The 19,228-nt window shown below is 64.4% G+C and carries 18 protein-coding genes; 10 read left to right on the top strand and 8 right to left on the bottom strand.

Translation table 11 applies throughout. From position 1 onward, the window contains the following. Positions 1 to 111: 111 nt before the first annotated feature. Positions 112 to 1,077 carry a PspC-like choline-binding domain-containing protein gene (locus tag HMPREF2630_RS05445; protein WP_070483766.1) on the bottom strand — a complete coding sequence of 322 codons (966 nt, stop codon included), beginning with the start codon at positions 1,075 to 1,077 and terminating at the stop codon, positions 112 to 114. Positions 1,078 to 1,190: 113 nt separating this feature from the next. Here HMPREF2630_RS05445 and HMPREF2630_RS05440 point away from each other — a divergent pair, with 113 nt between their 5' ends. Genes HMPREF2630_RS05440 through HMPREF2630_RS05430 form a run of 3 tightly spaced genes read left to right on the top strand, consistent with a single transcriptional unit; the run spans position 1,191 to position 4,537 of the window. After that, positions 1,191 to 2,519, top strand: coding sequence for a magnesium transporter MgtE N-terminal domain-containing protein (locus tag HMPREF2630_RS05440; protein ID WP_049343908.1), 1,329 nt, complete (start codon positions 1,191 to 1,193; stop codon positions 2,517 to 2,519). Continuing rightward, positions 2,512 to 3,348: a DUF1003 domain-containing protein gene (locus HMPREF2630_RS05435; RefSeq protein WP_070483764.1), complete on the top strand. Its 837-nt coding sequence runs from the start codon at positions 2,512 to 2,514 to the stop codon at positions 3,346 to 3,348. Before HMPREF2630_RS05440 ends, HMPREF2630_RS05435 begins: the two co-directional genes overlap by 8 nt. Next, positions 3,335 to 4,537 carry a P-loop NTPase gene (locus HMPREF2630_RS05430; RefSeq protein ID WP_070483762.1) on the top strand — a complete coding sequence of 401 codons (1,203 nt, stop codon included), beginning with the start codon at positions 3,335 to 3,337 and terminating at the stop codon, positions 4,535 to 4,537. The genes HMPREF2630_RS05435 and HMPREF2630_RS05430 overlap by 14 nt, the downstream gene beginning before the upstream one ends. 93 nt (positions 4,538 to 4,630) lie before the next feature. On the opposite strand, the gene HMPREF2630_RS05425 is transcribed toward HMPREF2630_RS05430, so the two are convergent. The 4 genes from HMPREF2630_RS05425 to dapE all read right to left on the bottom strand — a co-directional run bounded on the left by HMPREF2630_RS05425 (position 4,631) and on the right by dapE (position 8,398). Then, positions 4,631 to 5,008: a twin-arginine translocase TatA/TatE family subunit gene (locus HMPREF2630_RS05425; RefSeq protein WP_049332091.1), complete on the bottom strand. Its 378-nt coding sequence runs from the start codon at positions 5,006 to 5,008 to the stop codon at positions 4,631 to 4,633. Positions 5,009 to 5,286: 278 nt separating this feature from the next. Further along, positions 5,287 to 6,654 carry a hypothetical protein gene (locus tag HMPREF2630_RS05420; protein WP_070483760.1) on the bottom strand — a complete coding sequence of 456 codons (1,368 nt, stop codon included), beginning with the start codon at positions 6,652 to 6,654 and terminating at the stop codon, positions 5,287 to 5,289. Then, positions 6,651 to 7,034: a hypothetical protein gene (locus HMPREF2630_RS05415; protein WP_070483758.1), complete on the bottom strand. Its 384-nt coding sequence runs from the start codon at positions 7,032 to 7,034 to the stop codon at positions 6,651 to 6,653. The genes HMPREF2630_RS05420 and HMPREF2630_RS05415 overlap by 4 nt, the downstream gene beginning before the upstream one ends. Positions 7,035 to 7,243: 209 nt before the next feature. Beyond that, positions 7,244 to 8,398: a succinyl-diaminopimelate desuccinylase gene (gene dapE, locus HMPREF2630_RS05410; RefSeq protein ID WP_070483757.1), complete on the bottom strand. Its 1,155-nt coding sequence runs from the start codon at positions 8,396 to 8,398 to the stop codon at positions 7,244 to 7,246. A 105-nt stretch (positions 8,399 to 8,503) separates the two neighbouring features. Between dapE and dapD the strand changes: the two genes are divergently transcribed. From dapD to HMPREF2630_RS05375, 7 genes are all read left to right on the top strand, one after another. Further along, on the top strand, positions 8,504 to 9,469 hold the full coding sequence (gene dapD, locus HMPREF2630_RS05405) for a 2,3,4,5-tetrahydropyridine-2,6-dicarboxylate N-succinyltransferase (protein ID WP_070483755.1): 966 nt from the start codon (positions 8,504 to 8,506) through the stop codon (positions 9,467 to 9,469). Between the two features lie 281 nt (positions 9,470 to 9,750). Beyond that, positions 9,751 to 10,635, top strand: a complete 885-nt coding sequence (locus tag HMPREF2630_RS05400; RefSeq protein ID WP_070483754.1) for a DUF4253 domain-containing protein — start codon at positions 9,751 to 9,753, stop codon at positions 10,633 to 10,635. 192 nt (positions 10,636 to 10,827) lie between these two features. After that, positions 10,828 to 11,841: a UDP-glucose 4-epimerase GalE gene (gene galE, locus HMPREF2630_RS05395; protein WP_049346648.1), complete on the top strand. Its 1,014-nt coding sequence runs from the start codon at positions 10,828 to 10,830 to the stop codon at positions 11,839 to 11,841. A 374-nt stretch (positions 11,842 to 12,215) separates the two neighbouring features. Continuing rightward, the gene (locus HMPREF2630_RS05390; RefSeq protein ID WP_070483752.1) at positions 12,216 to 12,980 is read left to right on the top strand and encodes an amino acid ABC transporter ATP-binding protein; all 765 of its coding nucleotides are present in this window, start codon (positions 12,216 to 12,218) and stop codon (positions 12,978 to 12,980) included. A gap of 13 nt (positions 12,981 to 12,993) precedes the next feature. Then, complete coding sequence (locus HMPREF2630_RS05385; RefSeq protein ID WP_070483750.1) at positions 12,994 to 13,824, top strand: glutamate ABC transporter substrate-binding protein; 831 nt, start codon at positions 12,994 to 12,996, stop codon at positions 13,822 to 13,824. Between the two features lie 16 nt (positions 13,825 to 13,840). Next, positions 13,841 to 14,524 carry an amino acid ABC transporter permease gene (locus HMPREF2630_RS05380; protein ID WP_070483749.1) on the top strand — a complete coding sequence of 228 codons (684 nt, stop codon included), beginning with the start codon at positions 13,841 to 13,843 and terminating at the stop codon, positions 14,522 to 14,524. After that, a complete protein-coding gene (locus tag HMPREF2630_RS05375; protein ID WP_070483747.1) occupies positions 14,521 to 15,459 on the top strand; it encodes an amino acid ABC transporter permease in 939 nt (312 codons plus the stop codon). The genes HMPREF2630_RS05380 and HMPREF2630_RS05375 overlap by 4 nt, the downstream gene beginning before the upstream one ends. A gap of 138 nt (positions 15,460 to 15,597) precedes the next feature. Here the strand turns inward: HMPREF2630_RS05375 and dapC are convergent, their stop codons facing one another. The 3 genes from dapC to HMPREF2630_RS05360 all read right to left on the bottom strand — a co-directional run bounded on the left by dapC (position 15,598) and on the right by HMPREF2630_RS05360 (position 19,016). Continuing rightward, positions 15,598 to 16,737: a succinyldiaminopimelate transaminase gene (dapC, locus tag HMPREF2630_RS05370; protein WP_070483745.1), complete on the bottom strand. Its 1,140-nt coding sequence runs from the start codon at positions 16,735 to 16,737 to the stop codon at positions 15,598 to 15,600. Positions 16,738 to 16,943: 206 nt separating this feature from the next. After that, a complete protein-coding gene (gene fdxA, locus HMPREF2630_RS05365) occupies positions 16,944 to 17,264 on the bottom strand; it encodes a ferredoxin (RefSeq protein WP_049332074.1) in 321 nt (106 codons plus the stop codon). Positions 17,265 to 17,627: 363 nt separating this feature from the next. Continuing rightward, entirely contained in the window at positions 17,628 to 19,016 is a 1,389-nt protein-coding gene (locus HMPREF2630_RS05360) for a PIG-L family deacetylase (protein ID WP_070483744.1), read from the bottom strand. Positions 19,017 to 19,228 lie beyond the last annotated feature (212 nt).

The following is a 19,228-nucleotide window of genomic DNA, read 5'->3' as shown; positions in this document are numbered from 1 at the left end:
CGGTTGTCTATGCATGAGGAAAGCCCCTCACCGAGTGAATCGGTGAGGGGCTTTCGCGTCTCTTCTCAGTCGCCGTCTTCTCCGCCTGTTTTCCGCCGTGGCGGCTGGAGCCTATTCGGAGTCCTTCGAGGACTTATCGTGCAGGCCCTGCGGGCGCGGGGTGGGACGCTCGGGCTTGGGTTGAATCAGCTTGGCGTATTCCTCCGGGTCGTCCACGCGCAGGCCGAAGCGCTGAGCCGGACGCTTCTGCGGCGTTGCCTTCTGATCGGTCGCCTGCGCGCTGTTTACCTGTTCGGCGGTTGCCGCCTCCCGAGCGGCGGGCTGGACGGGCGCGGGCATGTTCGGGGCCGCGCTCTGCGCCATCGTGTTCTGCGCGGTGGTATCACGCTCGGGCAGGTTCTGGTTGGGGGCGGGCTGGCTACCGGCCTGCGAACGGTAGGAGGGCGCCTTTGGGGCACCGGTCGGAACCGGCGCACCGTTCATCGAGACGGTGCTCTGAGCGGCACGCGCCTGCGAAGCCTCCGGGGCGGTCGCCGCACGCGCGGCCGCAACCGCGGCCGAGAAGCGGGAATGACCGCCCAGCACGCGGCGCGCCTCCTGGGCGTACTCCGGCAGCGCGTACAGCACGGTACGCGAGGGAATCGCCTCGGTGCGCATGGGGTAGCGAACCCCGCGGCCGCGGCGCAGGTCGAACACGCGCCACAGCACAAAAATGGCCACTGAAATCGGCACCGTTGAGAGCAGCGCGCTCATAAAGTTCGTGCCGCCGGCCGCCACAAACATCGAGTACAGCAGACCGATCATGACACCCTGGATGGCGGATACCAGCAGGGCGCGGCCGTAGCCGGTCTGCACGGGGTACTCCACCTGACGGATGCCGTCGTTGACCAGGTACAGGGCCGTCACCGGGAACTGCTGCTCGTTCAGCACGTCAAAAGCGGATAGCGCGTCGTCGTGGCGCACGAAGGAGGCGACCGGCTCGCCGCTCGGCAGGGGGTGGCCGTTGGCCTGGGCCAGGCGCGAGGCCATAAACGAGGAGGGCGGGGTATTGGGCAGATTCGGCAGCTGAAAAGTCATGGCATTAATTGTACCGGCCTGTCCGGGCCCGGCCGCGGGGCTTCCCTGCGGGCACCGCTGAGAACGAGAACGCTCAAAGTGCGATTCCAGGCGGCGAAGCGTACCCTAGAGGGGTGAGCAATTCTAAGTTCAGCGCCCCCAGCAAGATTTACATTGCCCGCCTTCTGGGCCTCGACGTTTTTGACCCCTTCGGTGACCGCCTCGGCCGTCTCCGCGATGTTGTCGTGCTCAAACGCGGCCTGGGTGCCTCCATTGCCGGCGCCCGCCCCGCCAAGGGCACCGAGCCGATTGTCGTCGGCATCATCGTTGAGGTGCTCGGCAAGAAACGCGTGTTCATGCCCATGACCCGCGTGCGCAGCATCGACGCCTCCCAGATTATTTCGACCGGCCTGGTGAACCTGCGCCGCTTCGAGCAGCGCAACTCCGAGACCCTCATCGTCGGTGAGCTCTTCGACCGCCGCGTACGCCTGCTTGACGGCAGCGGCGACGCCGTTATTGAAGACGTCGCGATTGAGCAGCGCCGCAACGGCGACTGGGGCGTGACCGAGCTGTTCGTCTCCCGCGTCAGCTCCGGCTCCAGCACGTGGCGCCGCCGTTCCAAGGAGACCCTCATCGTCGACTGGGACGAGGCTCTGCTCTCCACCGATGTGGAACCGCAGGCGGCAACCGCGTTCGTGGCCAACCACGAAAACTCCAAGCCTGCCGACCTGGCGGACGCCATCCACGAGATGAGCGATAAGCGCATGGTCGAAATCGCCGCCGAGCTGCAGGACGAGCGCCTCGCGGACGTTCTGCAGGAGCTGCCCGCCGAGGACCAGGTGCAGATTCTGTCGCACCTGGACGACGAGCGCGCCGCGCAGGTCCTCGAAGAGATGGAACCGGACGACGCCGCCGACCTGCTTATCGAACTGGACGACGCCCAGCGTGAGAAGTTGCTGGAACTCATGGAACCCGATGAGGCAGACGACGTGCGTCGACTGCTCGAATACGATGAGGGTACCGCCGGTTCGCTCATGAACCCGGTGCCAATTATCCTCTCCCCCGAGGCGACCGTTGCCGAGGCGCTTGCGCACATCCGCGCCGAGGAGATTCCTCCGGCGATGGCGGCTGCCGTCATGGTGACCCGCCCGCCCCTGGAAACCCCGACGGGTAAGTACCTGGGCCTGGTGCACATGCAGAAGCTGCTGCGCGTGCCGCCGAGCGAGCCCATCGGCCACATCCTCGATACCGACACCGAGCCGGTCTCTGACCAGGCTAGCCTCGAAGAGCTGGCTCGCGTGCTCGCGACCTACGACCTGACCATCGTTCCCATTGTGAACGATTCGCACCGCCTGGTAGGCGCGGTGACCATCGACGACGTGCTCGATGCTCTCCTGCCCGAAGACTGGCGAACTTACGATGATGGAACTCCCGTACGAAAGGTAGGACGACGCTTTGCCTGATTCGAACCGCCGCGACGCAAACCGTACTGAAGAGAACCCCCGCATCGATAAGGCGCGTCTTCTCAAGGACCGCCTGGAGAAGAAGTACGCTGAACGCAACCGCGAGCGCGGCGATTCCCGCCCGCAGCGCGGCGACTCGCAGCTGAGCACCCCCGGCACCCGCAAGCCGAAGCTGTTCTCGAGCCCCAACCCGGATGCTTTCGGCCGCATGACCGAGGCGTTTGCGCGCTACATGGGTACCCCGCAGTTCTTGATGTGGATGACCATTTTCTGTGGCGTATGGCTGGCGTGGAACTCCCTGGCGCCGGAAGAGATGCAGTTCGACCCGCGTAGCCTGAACTTCACCCTGCTGACCCTGATGCTGTCCCTGCAGGCCTCCTACGCCGCTCCCCTGCTGCTGCTCGCGCAGAACCGTCAGGATGACCGCGACCGCGTGGTGGCTTCCGAGGACCGCAAGCGCGATCAGCAGAACCTGGAGGAGACCCAGTACCTGACCCGCGAGATCGCTTCGCTGCGTATTGCCCTGCGCGAGGTGGCGACCCGAGACTTCGTCCGTAGCGAGCTGCGCGACATTCTTGAGGAACTGCAGAACATTGCGCAGGAGCAGGAGCGCCACGCCGAGCAGCTGCAGGACATCAGCGAGGACATTGAGGACCTGGAGGAGGCCATCGACGATATTGACCCCTCCGACGGCATCGAGGGTGAGGAGACCGAGGGCGAGGAGACCAAGGGCTCCGCGCACACTGAGGACCCGGGCGAGCGGAAGGCCGAGAGCCCGGCCAAGACCTCGGGCGATGCCCCGGAGGGAGGCGCCCGTGAGCGCCGATAACCCGCTGCAGGACGCGCTCTACGCGGCCCTTGCCCGTGTGGAGGACCCCGAGCTGCGCCGCCCCATCACGGAGCTCGGCATGGTCGAGACCGCGCTCGTGCATCCCGAGCTGGATGAGCGCGGTGAGCCGATTCCCGGCCGCCACTGGGCCGAGGTGAAGGTTCTGCTCACCATCGAGGGCTGCCCGCTGAAGAACACCATCGAGCAGCAGGTGCGCGAGGCCGCCGCCACCGTCGAGGGCATCGAGCGAGTGCAGCTGCAGGTGGGCGCGATGAACCCGCAGCAGCGGTCCGCCCTGCGTTCGATGCTCAAGCCCGAACGCACCAACCCGTTCACCGCCCCCGGCTCGCTGACCCGCGTGTTCGGCGTGGTGTCCGGCAAGGGCGGCGTGGGTAAGTCCTCCATGACGGCCAACCTTGCGGCGGCTTTCGCCTCGCGCGGGCTCTCGGTGGGCATCATCGACGCGGATGTGCACGGCTTCTCGATTCCGGGCCTGCTCGGCATCACCGACGCCCCCACGCGCCTGGACGACCTGATTCTTCCGCCGACCGTGGATGTTCCCGCCCCCGCCCGCCGCTGGGGCGATGCGCAGGTCGGCGGCGGCTTTATTCGCGTGATTTCTATCGGCATGTTCCTCAAGGGTAACGAGCCGGTGGCCTGGCGCGGCCCCATGCTGCACCGCGCGCTGGAGCAGTTCATCATGGACGTGCACTTCGGTGCCTTGGATGTGCTGCTACTCGATTTGCCGCCCGGCACCGGCGATATTGCCATCTCCATGGCGCAGCTGCTGCCCAATGCGGAGCTTGTGCTCATCTCCACCCCGCAGCACGCAGCCGTGGATGTGGCCGAACGCGCCGGCACCCTGAGCCTGCAGACCGGTCAGAAGGTCGTGGGCGTAGTCGAGAACATGGCCGCCATGACCCTGCCCGACGGCACCGTGCTCGACATGTTCGGTTCCGGGGGCGGGCAGGTGCTCGCCGAGCGTCTCTCGGAGGCGCTCTCCTACCCCGTCCCGCTGCTCGGCTCGGTCCCCCTGGACGTGAACCTGCGCACCGGCGGTGACGAGGGCATGCCCGTCGTGTGGGGTCGCCCCGACTCCGCGACCGCCGAAGAGATCCAGTCCATCGCTTCGAAGCTTCTGCACTCCGGCGAGTCGAGGGCGGGGCAGAGCCTGCCGCTCTTCGTCTAGGGCTAGAGCCGCTAGAAGCCGCCGATAGAAAGCTGACACTGAAAAAAAGAACCCCGCGCCGTGACCGGTGCGGGGTTCTTTCGTTTCAAAATCTTAGGTGGCGTCCACGTCGAAGGGGGCGTACGCGCCTCGCGGGAGGGAATGGCTCTCAGCCTTCTCCTGCTCCTTCAGCAGCGCCTCCTCGCGGGCCTTCGCCTCGCGCTCGCGCTCGGCGTCGTCCTCGGCGAATGCCTGACGCACAATCACGCGGGGATCGTACTGGCGGGGGTCGTACTGGCGCCAGTTGATGTCCTCCAGGCCCGTCTCGCCCAGGGCCTCTTTGAAGTCGTCCTTAGCGTCGAAGGCCATGCGGCGCACGGTCTTGACGAACTCGCGAATCTGACGGGCGTATTCGGGCATGCGTTCGGGGCCAATCACCACAAACGTGATGATGGCCAGAATAATCAACTCGGTGCCACTAATACCAAACACAGAATATAGATTATCAGCTCCGGGCCGGTGCCGCCGACCAAAAGGGCCCATACGAACGTGTCTTTAAGCTCTGGACCTGCGGGATGCGCGAGCTAAAGCCCCGCCGAAAGTATTGCGCCCTCGGCTAAGAACGCCACAACAGCGGTTTACGGCGGGTAGTCTCCACCGCCGGGTTAAAACGCTGCGGCTCCTACCGCAGACACGCCCGCCTCCCGAACGTAAAAGACCGCCGGCAGCACACCGGCGGTCCCAAGCACCCGTTGGAAAGAATCAGCGGTTTACGGCGGATAATCCCCACCGCCGGGCAGCTGCTTCCAATGCCACAGCCAGCCCACCCAGCCCCACTGCGCGCACGCGCCCGCAACCAGCAACGCCCAGCGGTAAGCTCGCGAACGGCTCAGCGCCGCAATCACCACGACCAGCGGGAACAGCGGTAGCAGCAGACGGAACGTCGACGACTGCGGGTTGAGGAACAGAATCAGGTAGGCGAAGTAGCAGACGCACCACAGATTCAGCGGGGCCGCCAAAACGCTTCGCGCCACCGGGCTCAGGCACAGCGCGACGAAACCCAGGATCAGCAGAACCAGCAGGATCGGGGCCGCATACCCAAAGTAGATGTACCCCTGTGTCAGCCACGGCTGAATCGGCGCCAAATGGGTACCGCGCCACGCCGTCTCCGTGGCCGTGTACGCATCCACACGGCCCGTAGCCGACCACGCAATCGCGGGCCACACCAGCGCGCACGCACACACCAGCAGGGCGCTCAGCAGCTGCCCCGCACGGCGCACAAACGCCGTGCCAATGCCCATAGCGCGACTCGACCGAACCCAGCAGGCGAACCACCACAGGCCCGCCGCTGCACCCAGCGGAACGCCCACCGGGCGGGAAAGGCAGGCCAGGGCCGCAACCGGCACCAGCCAGCCGTAACGCCCCTTCACGAGGCACAGCAGTGCACCGGCCAGGAACACCAGGTTCAGCGACTCGGCGTAAGGCACCTGAAGCACGGGAGCCACCGGCAGGAACGACACCAGGGCCGTGCCCCACAGCGCCAGCGAGGAGGAGCTCTCCGCATCGGCGGAGTCAGATCCGGAACGCGCGAGGCGGGCCGCCTTCACCGAGGCGTCAAAGAGCAGGTAGATGATCCAGGCCGCCGCGAAACCGGCCAACAACGCGACGGTGGCGGCCACCGGGTAGTAGGCAATGCCCGTCAGGCGGCTGATTCCCTGCGAGAGTAGCGGAAAGATGGGGTAAAACGCCCACTGATTCTGCTGGACGACACCCATCGCGTTGACCGGCAGCTCGCTCGGGTAGCCGTTGAGCGCAATCTGCTCGTACCAGCCGGCATCCCAGGTGCTGATGAAGGAGAGGTAGCTCAGATGCTCGCCCCAGGGGCCGCGCAGCTGCTGCTGGCCGACCACGGCGAACACCACGAAGCCCCACATACGCGAAATCCCGTAGATGAGCAGCACCGAAAGCCAGGCCGGCAGGGCGCGCAGACGCTCCCCCACGCGGCGCAGACGCTCGGCGGAGGAGGTGTACATCCATGTCAGGGCTTCGTCGAAGGACTCGGACCGGTTCTGCTCGACGCGGGATGCGGTATGCTCCGCCGGCTCGCTCGATTCGGTGAGCCCGGCGCGTGCGCTCATCGGGCCTCCCCGCTCTGCGGCTTCTCGGCGGAGGATACCGCGGAGGCGCCCGAGGGTTTGTCCACATGGTGATCCACGAAGTCGTGGGCGCTCAGGGTCCGCTCAACGTTACCGGTATGCGGCACGGCCAGAGGAAGGGGTTCCGGCTCTTCCTGCACGGCCCGGGGGCCCTCGGCGGGCACGGCCTGCGATGCGGGGGCCACGAAGGGCTTGGCGATGACGTCCAGGTCGTCGACCGTGTCGAAGACTCCCAGGCCGTCACGGCCCACGGCGTTGAAGAACGCTGCGCCGGGCACGGCGCGGTGGCCGCCGAGCGCAATCACCGTGAGCGAGGCGATGACCAGCAGGATCAGGGCGAGCAGAATCAGAAGAATGTTCAACTCTGTCCTCTCGAATAACGTGTATGGATACTCTCCATCTTAGAAGAGAGATGCGTTGTCTCCCCTTCTATGACGCTGTGAGATGCCGGCCGGCCGGGGCGACAACGCGGTGGCCGGCAGGCGGAGGGCTTTGGTCCGGGTTCGCGCACGGGGTTCGCGCACGGGGTTCGGCACGCAACCGGGCCGGGAAGCGCCTCCTAGCTCTCCTCCTAGTCCTCGTCGTCGCGGTCGCTGAGTAGCCAGGCGCGCAGGTCCGCGTGGCAGCGGGTCAGCTGGCTGAAGCGTACGTGCTCGTTATCGGTATGGGCCAGCAGGGCGTCACCGGGGCCGAAGTTCACGGCCGGGATTCCGATTTCACTCAGGCGCGCCACGTCCGTCCAACCGTACTTCGGCTGGGGCTCCTGCCCCACCGCCTCAATCAGGGAGGCGGCCAGCGGGGTGTCCAGGCCGGGGCGGGCCGCCGGGGAGAGGTCCACGAAGTCCAGCTCGTACCCGGCGAACACCTCGCGAACGTGGGCAACAGCCTCGTCCAGGGTCTTGTCCGGGGCGAAGCGGTAGTTCACGTGCATCGCCGCCGCGTCGGGAATCACGTTGCCGGCCACGCCACCAGAAATCTGCACAGCGTTCAGACCCTCACGGTAATCCAGGCCCTCCACAGCAATGGTCTTCGGCTCGTAGGAGGCGAGCGCCGCCAGCGCGGGCGCCAGGGCGTGGATCGCGTTCTCGCCGCGCCAGGCCCGGCCCGAGTGGGCGGCCAGGCCGCGGGTGCGCACGAAGAAACGCATGGTGCCGTTGCAGCCGCCCTCAATCGTGCCGTTGGTCGGCTCGAGCAGCACGCCGAAGTCGGCGTCGGTGATGAGCTCGCCGTGGTTACGAATCAGGCGCGCCAGGCCGGAGAGCTCGCTCGCGACCTCCTCGTGGTCGTAGAAGATGTAGGTCAGGTTGTAGTCGGTGTCCCGCGCGGTCAGCTCAGCGGCAAGCTTCAGCTGGACGGCCACGCCGCCCTTCATGTCAGTCGCGCCGCGTCCGTAGAGCACGTACTCGCCGTCTTCCTCGCGGACGGTTGCCGGCACGGTGCCGAGGGAACCCTCAACGGTGGGCAGGGGCACGGTGTCCAGGTGACCGGCCAGGATAATGCGGGTGCGTTCCCCCTCTTCGCTGGGCAGCGGCGGGAATTCGGTGCGGGCAATGATGGCGTCCCCGTCACGGGTCAGGTGCAGGTGCGGGTAGGCCGCGAGCGCCGCGTACACGGCGTCGGCCAGGTCTTTCTCGTGGTCGGATACCGATTCGTAGTCGAGCAGGGCGCGGGTCAGCTCGGGCATGGATACGTTCAGGTCCAGGGGTGCGTGGTGATTCACAGTCATCCCTCCACGATACAGGCTGGGGGCGCCCCGCATCCCGGGGCCCGCGCTTCTGTTCGTGAGACGAACGCCGACGGCCCTGATGCTCGGTGTGCTACAGCCCATATAATGGTGTGCATGTCTGAAAACACTCCCCGTTACGCCTCCGGCGTCGCACTGGTCAATGTTGTTGTCTCTGGCGAGCACGCCGGCACCGTCCTGGATGCGTGGTTCCCCGCCCCCTCCCTCACCCAGACCCCCGACCTGTCCATCGCGGACGAGCTGGAGGACCTGGCCGCCGAGCACCCGGCGCGCAACGCCCGTACCGAGGTGCGCACCGCCTCCATCAACCTGGATGAGGCACCCGAAGACGCACTCGACGCGTACCTGCGTCTGCACCTGCTCTCCCACACCCTGGTTCGCCCCAACGAGCTGAACCTGGACGGCCTGTTCGGCACCCTCGCGAACGTGGCGTGGACCAACCACGGCCCGGTGCTCGCTGCCGAGTTCCAGAAGCTGGCGATTGGTCTGCGCAAGCTGGGTCACCTGAGCGTGAGCCACATTGATAAGTTCCCGCGCCTGGTGGATTACGTGGTTCCCGCCGGCGTGCGTATTGGCGACGGCGATCGCCTGCGCCTGGGCGCGCACCTGGCCTCCGGCACGACCGTGATGCACGAGGGCTTCGTGAACTTCAACGCCGGCACCCTGGGCACCTCCATGGTTGAGGGCCGTATCTCTCAGGGCGTTGTGGTGGGCGATGGCTCGGATGTGGGCGGCGGCGCCTCCACGATGGGCACCCTCTCCGGCGGCGGCAAGAAGCGCGTATCCATTGGTGAGCGTTCCCTGCTGGGTGCGGAGTCCGGTATCGGTATTGCCCTGGGTGATGACTGCGTGGTTGAGGCTGGTCTGTACGTGACCGCAGGTTCGCGCGTGAGCGTGCTGCTGCCCGGTCAGGAGGCGCGCGTGGTGAAGGCTGCGGAGCTGTCCGGCGTGTCGAATCTGCTGTTCCGCCGTAATTCGCTGAGCGGCGCGATTGAGGTTCTGCCGCGTGCGAAGAACACCGTGGAGCTGAACGAGGCACTGCACCTGAACTAGTCTGCATCTGAACTAGTCTGCACCTGGACTAGCGCTGGTTGCCCTTGCGAACGTTGGGGGTCGGCCCGTGAACTTTAGGGACCGGGATGCGTGAAGCATCCCGGCCCCTTTTCTGTGCCCTGTCTTCCCTCGTCCGCCGCTCTCACAGGCTGGGCGCAAATCCGTGGTGGCTACGATGACCGTTTTCAGGGCGGGTTGCTCGGGCTTTCGCTAGGCTGGTAGTACCGGGTATAGCGCACCCGCCATGACTGACCACCTGCACAGTTCAGAGAGGAATTTAGATGCCCGAATCGATTAAGTCAGAGTCGACGATGAGCGAAACCTACCGGCACTTTACGCGCCTCTTCCTCTACCCGCACGAGCGTATTGCGGTGGGCGCTCCTGCCGCTGATGCCATGACTCGTTACGATGAGTTGGCTAAGCTGGGGCGCGCGGAGGGGTTCGTCCCCTTCTTCCTGAACCTGAACGATACGGTGCTTGAAAGCATGGTTATCGCGGTGTCCCTTGAGCACGACATCATTGACGATGTTGAGACTCTGACCCCCGAGCAGGTGAGCGCCTACACTCGTGCCGTCCTGCAGCGTTACCGTACCGCCCGGGGTGCCGCCTCCGCCGAAGAGTACGGCAGCGTCACCATTGCTCAGCAGTTGCGCCGGGTTGTAGGCGACGGCGAAGATACTAGTGAGGACGACCCGGACGACTTCAACCTCAACGAGCTTGTTGACGAGTTTATGAGCTCCGATTTTCTGCCCGATGAGGAGTCAGAAGCTGACGCCCCGACTCTTTCTGCTCTGCTCCGCTACGAGCTTGCGGATGAGGAGGATCAAGGCGAGATGCTTCTGCTACAGATTCCGACCGATGACCCCGCCGATATTCCCGCGTACCTGCCCTTCGGCGGCTGGAATGACTGCCCGAACGCTGAAACGCAGCTGGCGTTCACCCACTATTGGCGTGAAAAGTACGGTGCCATCCCGGCGGCTCTTGACGGTGCTGACTGCCTGGAGTTTCTGGTGGAACGCCCCGTCACCGACCCGATCGAGGCGAAGAATCTGGCGGTCGAGCAGTTCGCATTTTGTTCCGATCTTCCGTTCCAGGTGTTTGAAGATGTTGAGCAGCTGACGGAGTTCATTCACCAGAGCCGCCAGTGGTATTTCTGGTGGGATTAGACGCAATCTATACAGCGAGGTGGGGGCGAGTGGCGACACATCTCAATAACGCCTCCCACGTGCTCACACCGGAGTGCACAAGCGCACAGTGCATAAAACCATTCTGTTGCCCCGACCCCTGTACCATTAGATACAGCTCAACAGCACATGCTCCGTCCGGTTCACACCGGAATTTTTGCTCGAAAGGACATCATGAAGGTACTCGTTACCGGCGGTGCCGGCTACATTGGCTCGCACACCGTACTTGAATTGCTCAAGGCAGGCCACGACGTCGTCGTCATGGATAACCTCGCCAACTCCTCCGAAGAGTCCCTCAAGCGCGTCACCGAGCTGGCCGGCCGCGCTCCCGAATTCCACAAGGTTGATCTGCTCGACCTCGAGGGCATGAAGGCCCTCTTCAAGCAGGTTCGCCCCGACGCCGTGATTCACTTTGCGGGCCTGAAGGCTGTGGGTGAGTCCGCTGAGAAGCCGCTGTGGTACTACCAGACCAACGTGGCCGGCACCCTGAACCTGCTCTACGCCATGGACGAGGCCGACTGCCACTCCATCGTGTTCTCCTCCTCCGCTACCGTGTACGGCGAGCCCGAGTCCATGCCGCTCATCGAGAAGATGAACATGGATGCGCAGTCCTGCTACGGCCGTACCAAGGAGCACATCGAGGACATGCTGGTCGACCTGGCCGCTTCCGACTCCAAGTGGAACATTGCTCTGCTGCGCTATTTCAACCCGGTGGGCGCACACGAGTCCGGCCGTATCGGCGAGGACCCGGCGGGTATCCCGAACAACCTGGTGCCCTTCATCGCCCAGGTTGCTGTGGGCCGCCGCGACCACCTGAACGTCTTCGGCAACGACTACCCGACCGTTGACGGTACCGGCGTGCGCGACTACATCCACGTGGTCGACCTGGCCGACGGCCACCTGAAGGCACTGGATTACATTACCCAGCACGGCGGCCTGCACACCTGGAACCTGGGTACCGGTAACGGCTACTCGGTTCTGCAGGTTCTGCACGCCTTCGAGGAGGCATGCGGCAAGGAGCTGCCGTACAAGATTGTGGATCGTCGCCCCGGTGACGTTGCGGTCTCTTACGCCGACCCCTCCTCCGCCCTGGCTGACCTGGGTTGGAGCGCTACCCGTGATATCAAGACCATGGTTCGCGACCACTGGAACTGGCAGAAGAATAACCCCAACGGTTACGAAGCCTAAACAGTTTTAGCCCCTCCTGCTGGGGTGTTGAAGGATGCCCGATAGGTGTTGTCTCACCTATCGGGCATTTTTGTACGCTTTTTCGAAATTTTTGCCGGCGGGCGAGTTGCACACCGGAGGTGGTTGGCACTTCCCGGGAACATGCCGAGTATTTGCGGTATTAATCCTAGTCAGGACCTTTTACGCAGAAGAGGTGCTTTTGACCCGTATTTTTACGTCAAAAATACTATAACTATGCACTACCCCTTAAAAATTCACGGCGTTTCAACGGGGAAACGAATAATTTACACGCGTGTTACATGGAGCACGTAAGCTGAAAACTCACCATTTTTGCAACCCGCATCATAGATACATCTCACATGAAAGGGTTAGTGATGTCCGCACAGGCAACCCCCGCATCGCCGAAAAACCTCGTTGAAATTCGTGATGTCAACAAGTACTACGGCACGAACCACGTTCTGAAGAACATTAACCTTTCCGTGGGTAAGGGTGAAGTAATTATCCTTCTCGGCCCTTCCGGTTCCGGCAAGTCGACCCTCTGCCGAACCATCAACCGCCTCGAAACCATCTCCAGCGGTTCCATCAAGATTGACGGGCAGGAACTGCCCAAGGAGGGCCGCGCCCTCGCCAAGCTCCGCGCAGAGGTCGGCATGGTGTTCCAGTCCTACAACCTCTTCGCGCACAAGACCATCCTGGACAACGTGACCCTCGGCCCCCGCCGAATCCGCAAGATCTCCAAGTCGGAGGCAGAAGCGGAGGCCATGAAGCTACTCGCAAAGGTCGGCGTGGATTCCCAGGCGCACAAGATGCCCGCCCAGCTTTCGGGTGGCCAGCAGCAGCGCGTCGCCATCGCCCGCGCCCTCGCCATGAAGCCCAAGGTCATGCTCTTCGACGAGCCCACCAGCGCACTCGACCCCGAAATGGTCAACGAGGTGCTCGACACCATGGTCTCCCTCGCGAAGGAAGGCATGACCATGATCGTTGTGACCCACGAGATGGGCTTCGCCCGCAAGGCCGCCGACCGCATCGTGTTCCTGGCCGACGGTGAAATCGTCGAGGAAGCCCACCCGGACGAGTTCTTCACCAACCCGAAGAGCGACCGCGCCAAGGACTTCTTGTCCAAGATCATCGACCACTAATCCGGAGGGTGAAATGAAAAAATATTCACGCAAGCTGGCAGCGCTCGCCGCGGCAGCATCCCTCGCCCTCACCGGCACCCTTGCAGGCTGCTCCAGCGCAAACAGCGACCATAAGATTCGCATCGGCATCAAGTTCGACCAGCCCGGTCTGGGCTACCAGGACGGCAGCGCCTACACCGGCTTCGACGTGGACGTAGCACGCTACGTCGCCGGCAAGCTCGGCTACTCCGAGAACCAGATTGAGTTCGTCGAGTCTCCCAGCGCCAACCGTGAGAACATGCTCAACAACGGCCAGGTCGACATGATTTTTGCGACCTACTCCATCACCGACAGCCGTAAGAAGACCGTGGACTTCGCCGGCCCCTACTACACCGCCGGCCAGGACCTGCTCGTGCGCGCCGATAACACCGACATCAAGGGCCCGGACGACCTCAACGGCAAGAACCTCTGCTCCGTGACCGGCTCCACCAGCGCCAAGAAGGTCCAGGAGAAGTTCGCCAAGAACGTGAACCTGGTCAAGCAGAACAGCTACTCCGACTGCGTGGTCGCCCTCAACGGCGGCGTGGTGGACGCCGTGACCACCGACGACATCATCCTCGCCGGCCTGGCGGCCACCAAGGCCAACAAGGGCAAGCTGAAGGTGGTTGGCGCCCCCTTCACCACCGAACGCTACGGCGTGGGCCTGCCCAAGGGCACCGACAAGTGCGAAGCCGTGAACAAGGCCATTAACGAGATGGTTGCCGACGGCACCTGGGAGAAGCTCGTCACCAAGTACACCGAGGGCACGGGCTACCACTACAACACCGAGACCAACCCGCCGTCCCCGAGCGCCTCCTGCGCCTAGTTAGAGAGGTTTACGAATGTCATTCTTTGACCAACTCGGCGCCCTCCTAGCCAAGTACGATGTGGTTGGCGCCTTCATGACCAATATTGAGCTGACCTTCTGGGCGGCCATTGGTTCCTTCGTTATCGGTACCGTGCTGGCGCTCATGCGTATCAGCCCCGTCCCCTCCCTGCGTTGGGCCGGTACCGCGTACGTGCACCTGGTGCGTAACACCCCGCTGACCATTCTGATGACCCTGGCGATTCTGGGCGTGTGGACGCAGTTCCAGCTCTCGTTCTCCGGCGATTTCGACACGAACTTCTTCGTGTACGCGGTGATTGTGCTGTCGATTTATCACGCGGCCTTCATCTGCGAGGCGATTCGTTCGGGCGTGAACACCGTTCCGAAGGGTCAGGCAGAAGCTGCCCGCGCTATTGGTCTGGGCTTCTTCGACACCGCCGGCCTGGTGATTTTCCCGCAGGCGTTGCGCGGTGCGATTACCCCGCTGGGCAACACCCTGATTGCTCTGGCGAAGAACACGACCGTGGCTTCTGTCGCGTCGGTAGCTGAGGCTTCCGGCATGATGAAGTCCATGATTGAGTTTGACGCGAACATGGTTCTGGCCATCTTCCTCGTCTTCGCTCTGGGCTTCGTGGTGATCGTTGTTCCCATTGGTGTTCTGACCACCTGGTCCTCTCGAAAGCTGGCGGTGAAGCGATGAAAAACCCCTTTATCAGTAACGAAACCCGCGGGACCTCGTCGGTTCTCTTTGACGAGCCGGGTCCCATGGCTCAGCGCCGCACCCGCATCTTCAACATTGCGGCCCTGGTTGTCTTCGCGATTTTCGCGGTGTACGTGCTGACCGTGATGGGCCAGAAGGGCCAGCTGGAGGCGGAGAAGTGGACCGACCTGTTCACCGCCCGTGCGTGGACCTCCTACTATCTGCCCGGCCTGGCCTCGACCCTGTCCGCCGCCTTGATTTCGGTGGTGACCTCGATTGCCTTCGGTATGGTCTTCGGCATCGCGCGTCTGTCGCAGTACCGCGTGGTCCGTTGGATTGGCACCGTGGTCGTGGAGTTCTTCCGCGCCGTGCCCGTGCTGATCATGATGATCTTCTTCTGGCTGTTCCTGGGCAAGTACAGCGGTCTTCCGCCTGCTCAGCTGCCCTTTATCGCCGTGGTGGTGGGTCTGACCCTGTACAACGGTTCGGTGATTGCCGAGCTGCTGCGCTCGGGCGTGAAGCAGCTACCCCGTGGTCAGGGTGAGGCCGGTCTGGCAATTGGTCTGACCCCCAGCCAGACGCTGATTCAGATTCTGATTCCGCAGGCATTCACCGCGATGATGCCCTCCATGCTGAGCCAGTTTGTGGTGATTCTGAAGGATACCGCCCTGGGTTACATCATCTCCTACCCGGAGCTGCTCGCCTCGGCGCGCCGCATCGGTTCCGGTGACGGTAACGTGCTGCAGACCCTGCTACTGGCGGCGGCCCTGTTTATCATTGTGAACTTCGCGCTAACCGCACTGGCAACCGGTATTACCGACCGCCTGGCATCGCGCACCTCCGCGAAGGTGACCCGCGAACTGATTCCCGGCGAGTTGGACAACCCGAACCCGCCGACGATTCAGATGTTCGTGCTCCCCGGCGGCCGTAAGTAGCCACAGCCGAGGTACAGCACGAGGTACAGCAAAGCCCCCGCACTCCCCTTTCGGGAGGGTGCGGGGGCTTCTCTGCTATGCAGGTTAGGTCCCCGGCGAGCGGCTCGGTAGCGCCGCGCGGATGCGGGGCCGGCCAACCTACTTAGCCGCGGAGGCCTTCAGACGCTCGGCGGCCTTGGCCACGGCCTCGTCGGAGGCGGTCAGGGCGATGCGCACGTAGCCCTCGCCGTCCTCGCCGTAGAACACGCCGGGTCCGGCAATGATGCCCAGCTCGGCCAGACGGCCGATGGAGTCCCAGGTGGACTCGCCGAAGGTGGTCCACAGGTACAGGCCCGCCTCGGAGCCCTCGATACGTCCGCCGGCGGCGGTGATGGCGTCCTCCAGCACCTCGCGGCGGGCACGGTAGCGGTCCTTCTGCGCCGCAACGTGCGCCTCATCGCCCAGGGCGGCAATCATGGCGGCCTGCACGGGCGCGGGCACGATCATGCCGGCGTGCTTGCGGCTGTTGATAATGTTCGGCATGAGCTCGGGGGCGCCGGCCACGAAGGCGGCGCGGTAGCCGGCCAGGTTCGACTGCTTGGACAGCGAGTAGACGGCCAGCAGGCCGGTGAAGTCGCCGTCGCACACTCGCGGATCCAGGATGGAGGGCACAGGCTTACCGCCGCGGGCCTCGTCCCAGGCGCCCCAACCGAGCTCCGCGTAGCACTCGTCAGAGGCCACCACGGCACCGATTTCGCGGGCCTGCGCCACGATTTCGCGCAGCTGCTCCACGGTGCGGACCGTGCCGTTCGGGTTGGCCGGGGAGTTCACCCAGATCAGCTTCACGCGGCTGCGGGTGTCGGCGTCCAGCTCGTCCAGGCTGTCTGCGGGCACGGATTCGGCGCGGGCGAAGCGGGCACCCATATCGTAGGTGGGGTAGGCGATGCGCGGGTACACGACCACGTCGCCGGGGCCCAGGCCCAGCAGGAAGGGCAGCCAGGCTACGAGCTCCTTCGAGCCGATCGTGGGCATGATGGCCTGCGGGTCCAGGCCCTTCACGCCGCGGCGGCGCTCAAACCATTCGGCGATGGCCTCGCGTAGGGCGGGGGTGCCGTGGGTGGTCGGGTAGCCGGGGGCGTCGGAGGCCTCGGCGAGCGCGTTGCGGATGAGCTCGGGGGTGGGGTCCACGGGGGTGCCGATGGACAGGTCCACCGGGCCGTCGGGGTGAGCCGCAGCGGTGGCGCGGTAGGGGGCGAGCGCCTCCCAGGGGTATTCGGGCAGGTTCAGGCCGTAAGTCATTGTGTCACCTGGTCGCTTGGGGATTTTTCGTCACTTCAGTCTATCGCCCGGGCTTCGGGGCTGACTAGAGGAAGAGCCCCCATCCCAGCGCCTAGACAGTTTGTCCAGGGGCGCACCGCGTGCGGTGCGCATCGGCCGGGGTGGGGGCTCGTGCATCCGGTCACTCGCGCAATTACTCTGCGGGCGCGGATGCTTCAGGTATGGGGTTAGTTGCTCTGCGGGGGCAGTGCCGCGATGAAAGGCACGTCCTTGCCGGTGGGGCCGAGCTTTGCGGCGCCACCGGGGGAACCCAGGTCGTCGAAGAAGTCGGCGTTGGCGCTCACGTATTCGCTCCACTCTTCGGGAACGTCGTCTTCGTAGTAGATGGCCTCGACGGGGCAGACGGGCTCGCAGGCGCCGCAGTCCACGCACTCGTCGGGGTGGATGTACAGGGTGCGGTCACCTTCGTAGATGCAGTCCACGGGGCATTCTTCAACGCAGGCGCGGTCTTTGACGTCCACGCAGGGAAGCGCGATAACGTAGGTCATGGGTCGGTGCCTTTCTCGATGCTGTGCGCCCTGTGCCCGCCGGTCTGCGGGTCGCCTTCTCCAGGGCAGGGTCTGCAGAGTAAACCGCCGAGCGTGTGGTGCTCGGCGGGGAAGTCTTTGTATAGTCTATCGCGCGCTCGGTGTTTTATCGTATTTTCGTGGTGTATTAGACAGCGAACGGCGGCGGGCGGGGGCCTATTTTTTAGGCAAGCCTGCCCTGCCGCCGTTCATTATTTCACCTAGTCAGCGAATTATAAAAATACCCAAATTATATAAATGAAATCTTCGTCACATTAATTTGTGGGTGGGCACAACCCTTTTCCCACCGAGGAAAAACACGCAATAACGCATACTTTTTCTTCGCTATTTATCCCGGCCCTCGGCCTTGGCACGCGCACGCTGATGCGCCGAACGGGCCGAGAAGTAGCGCGCATCCTTCACCCGGTTGCGCGTGTACGCGAACATGCCCAGCATCGCCGCCACCGGCGCGCCGAACCACCACAGAGCACCGTACAGGCCGATGGCCGAGTGCCCCGGGTTCACGAGCACGAAGGGCGAATCCGGGCGGCCGTAGGCCAGCCAGTACACGGTCACGAAGGCCACGGCACCCACGATGGCCGCCGTCATGCCGCGGCGCAGGGCGAGCGCGCTCCACAGGGAGGCGAAGAAAATCGTCAGGTACGCGATAAGCAAGCCCACGGGCAGGGCAACATCGCCTGCGTACACAACCCAAGCGTGGTAGATGGAACCGGCGACGGCCGCCACGGTGCCCAGAATCACGCCGGTCAGCACCGTGGAGACGAGCCCCGCCTCCTGCGGCTTCGGGTTGACCGTGCGGGTGGGGTCGCCGTCGAGCACGCGGTAGGTCTCAACGGCAGAAATCTTCTGCAGCACCTTATTCGAGTACTCGAAAGTCTTATCGTCCAGCACCGTAATCTGGGTGCGGTGCGCCTCCATAGCCTTTCGCTTGGCGGTGCCGTCGCCAAAGATAGCGGCCTGCACGCGGGTGTCCTCGGGGTTGTACTCGCCCTCAATGCCCCAGGTGAGCAGCGGTCGGTCCTCGTCATCCCCCAGAATCTCCAGGGCACGCTTCACGATTTGGTGCACGCGCACGTGGTCGGGGTGGCCGTAGCCGCCGTCGGCGTCGTAGGTGACCAGCACATCCGGCTGGATCTCGTGAATTGCGGCGACCAGGGCCTGCGCCTGCGGTTCGAGGGGCTGGGCGGTCAGCGAGGCATCGCTCGAGACGGGGTTGGCGATGGGCTTACCGTTCGGGCCCCAGGCCATGCCGGAGTCGCGGTAGAGGGCCGGCACGCCCTCGGCGGTGGCCGGCTCCTGACCGAGGAAGAGGTGGCGGTGCACGCCCAGAGCCTCGAGAGCACCGTTCAACTCGCCCACGCGGTACTCCCCCAGCGCCTCGCCGTTGTCGGTGCATCCGGGCTTACCGACCTCCAGGTGCTGTAGCTGCGGCGGGATGACCTCGCCCAGCTCACCGCGGGTTGCGGTGATGAGGTACACCTCGGCGCCCTTCTGCGCGTAGTATGCCATCGTCGCGCCGGTCGAGGAGGTCTCGTCGTCGGGATGCGCATGCACGAAGAGGATGCGCGCCTGCTCCGAATCGTAGTTTGTGGGCAGCAGGTCGCGCTTGGCCCCGGATGCGATGCGCTCACCCTGCGTGGGGTAGCTGGGGGTCGCGGCTTCCTGCGGCTTCTGCTGCTCGGCTTCCTGCGGGCTGTTGTCGGATGCGGACACGGGAATTCCCTCTCATAACGCACGGACTGGGATGTGCCTCTGGGGCTCACGCCTCACCCCGCGCGCAGGGCGTCTGCGGGGGGGGTGCACGCTGTCTCAGCACACGGTCTTATCTTACACGGCGGCGGGGGTAGGCTCACCTCAGTATTGAGCGGTCCCGGTTTCGCTCCCCGGCCTGCCCGAATACGCCGAGCCGCCGCCCTCTTCCTTCC

The sequence above is a fragment of the Rothia sp. HMSC072B03 genome (assembly GCF_001809565.1).
GTDB lineage: Bacteria > Actinomycetota > Actinomycetes > Actinomycetales > Micrococcaceae > Rothia > Rothia mucilaginosa_A.
The sequence above is the reverse complement of the archived record's forward strand: the minus strand, read 5'-3'. Positions and strand labels throughout refer to the sequence as shown.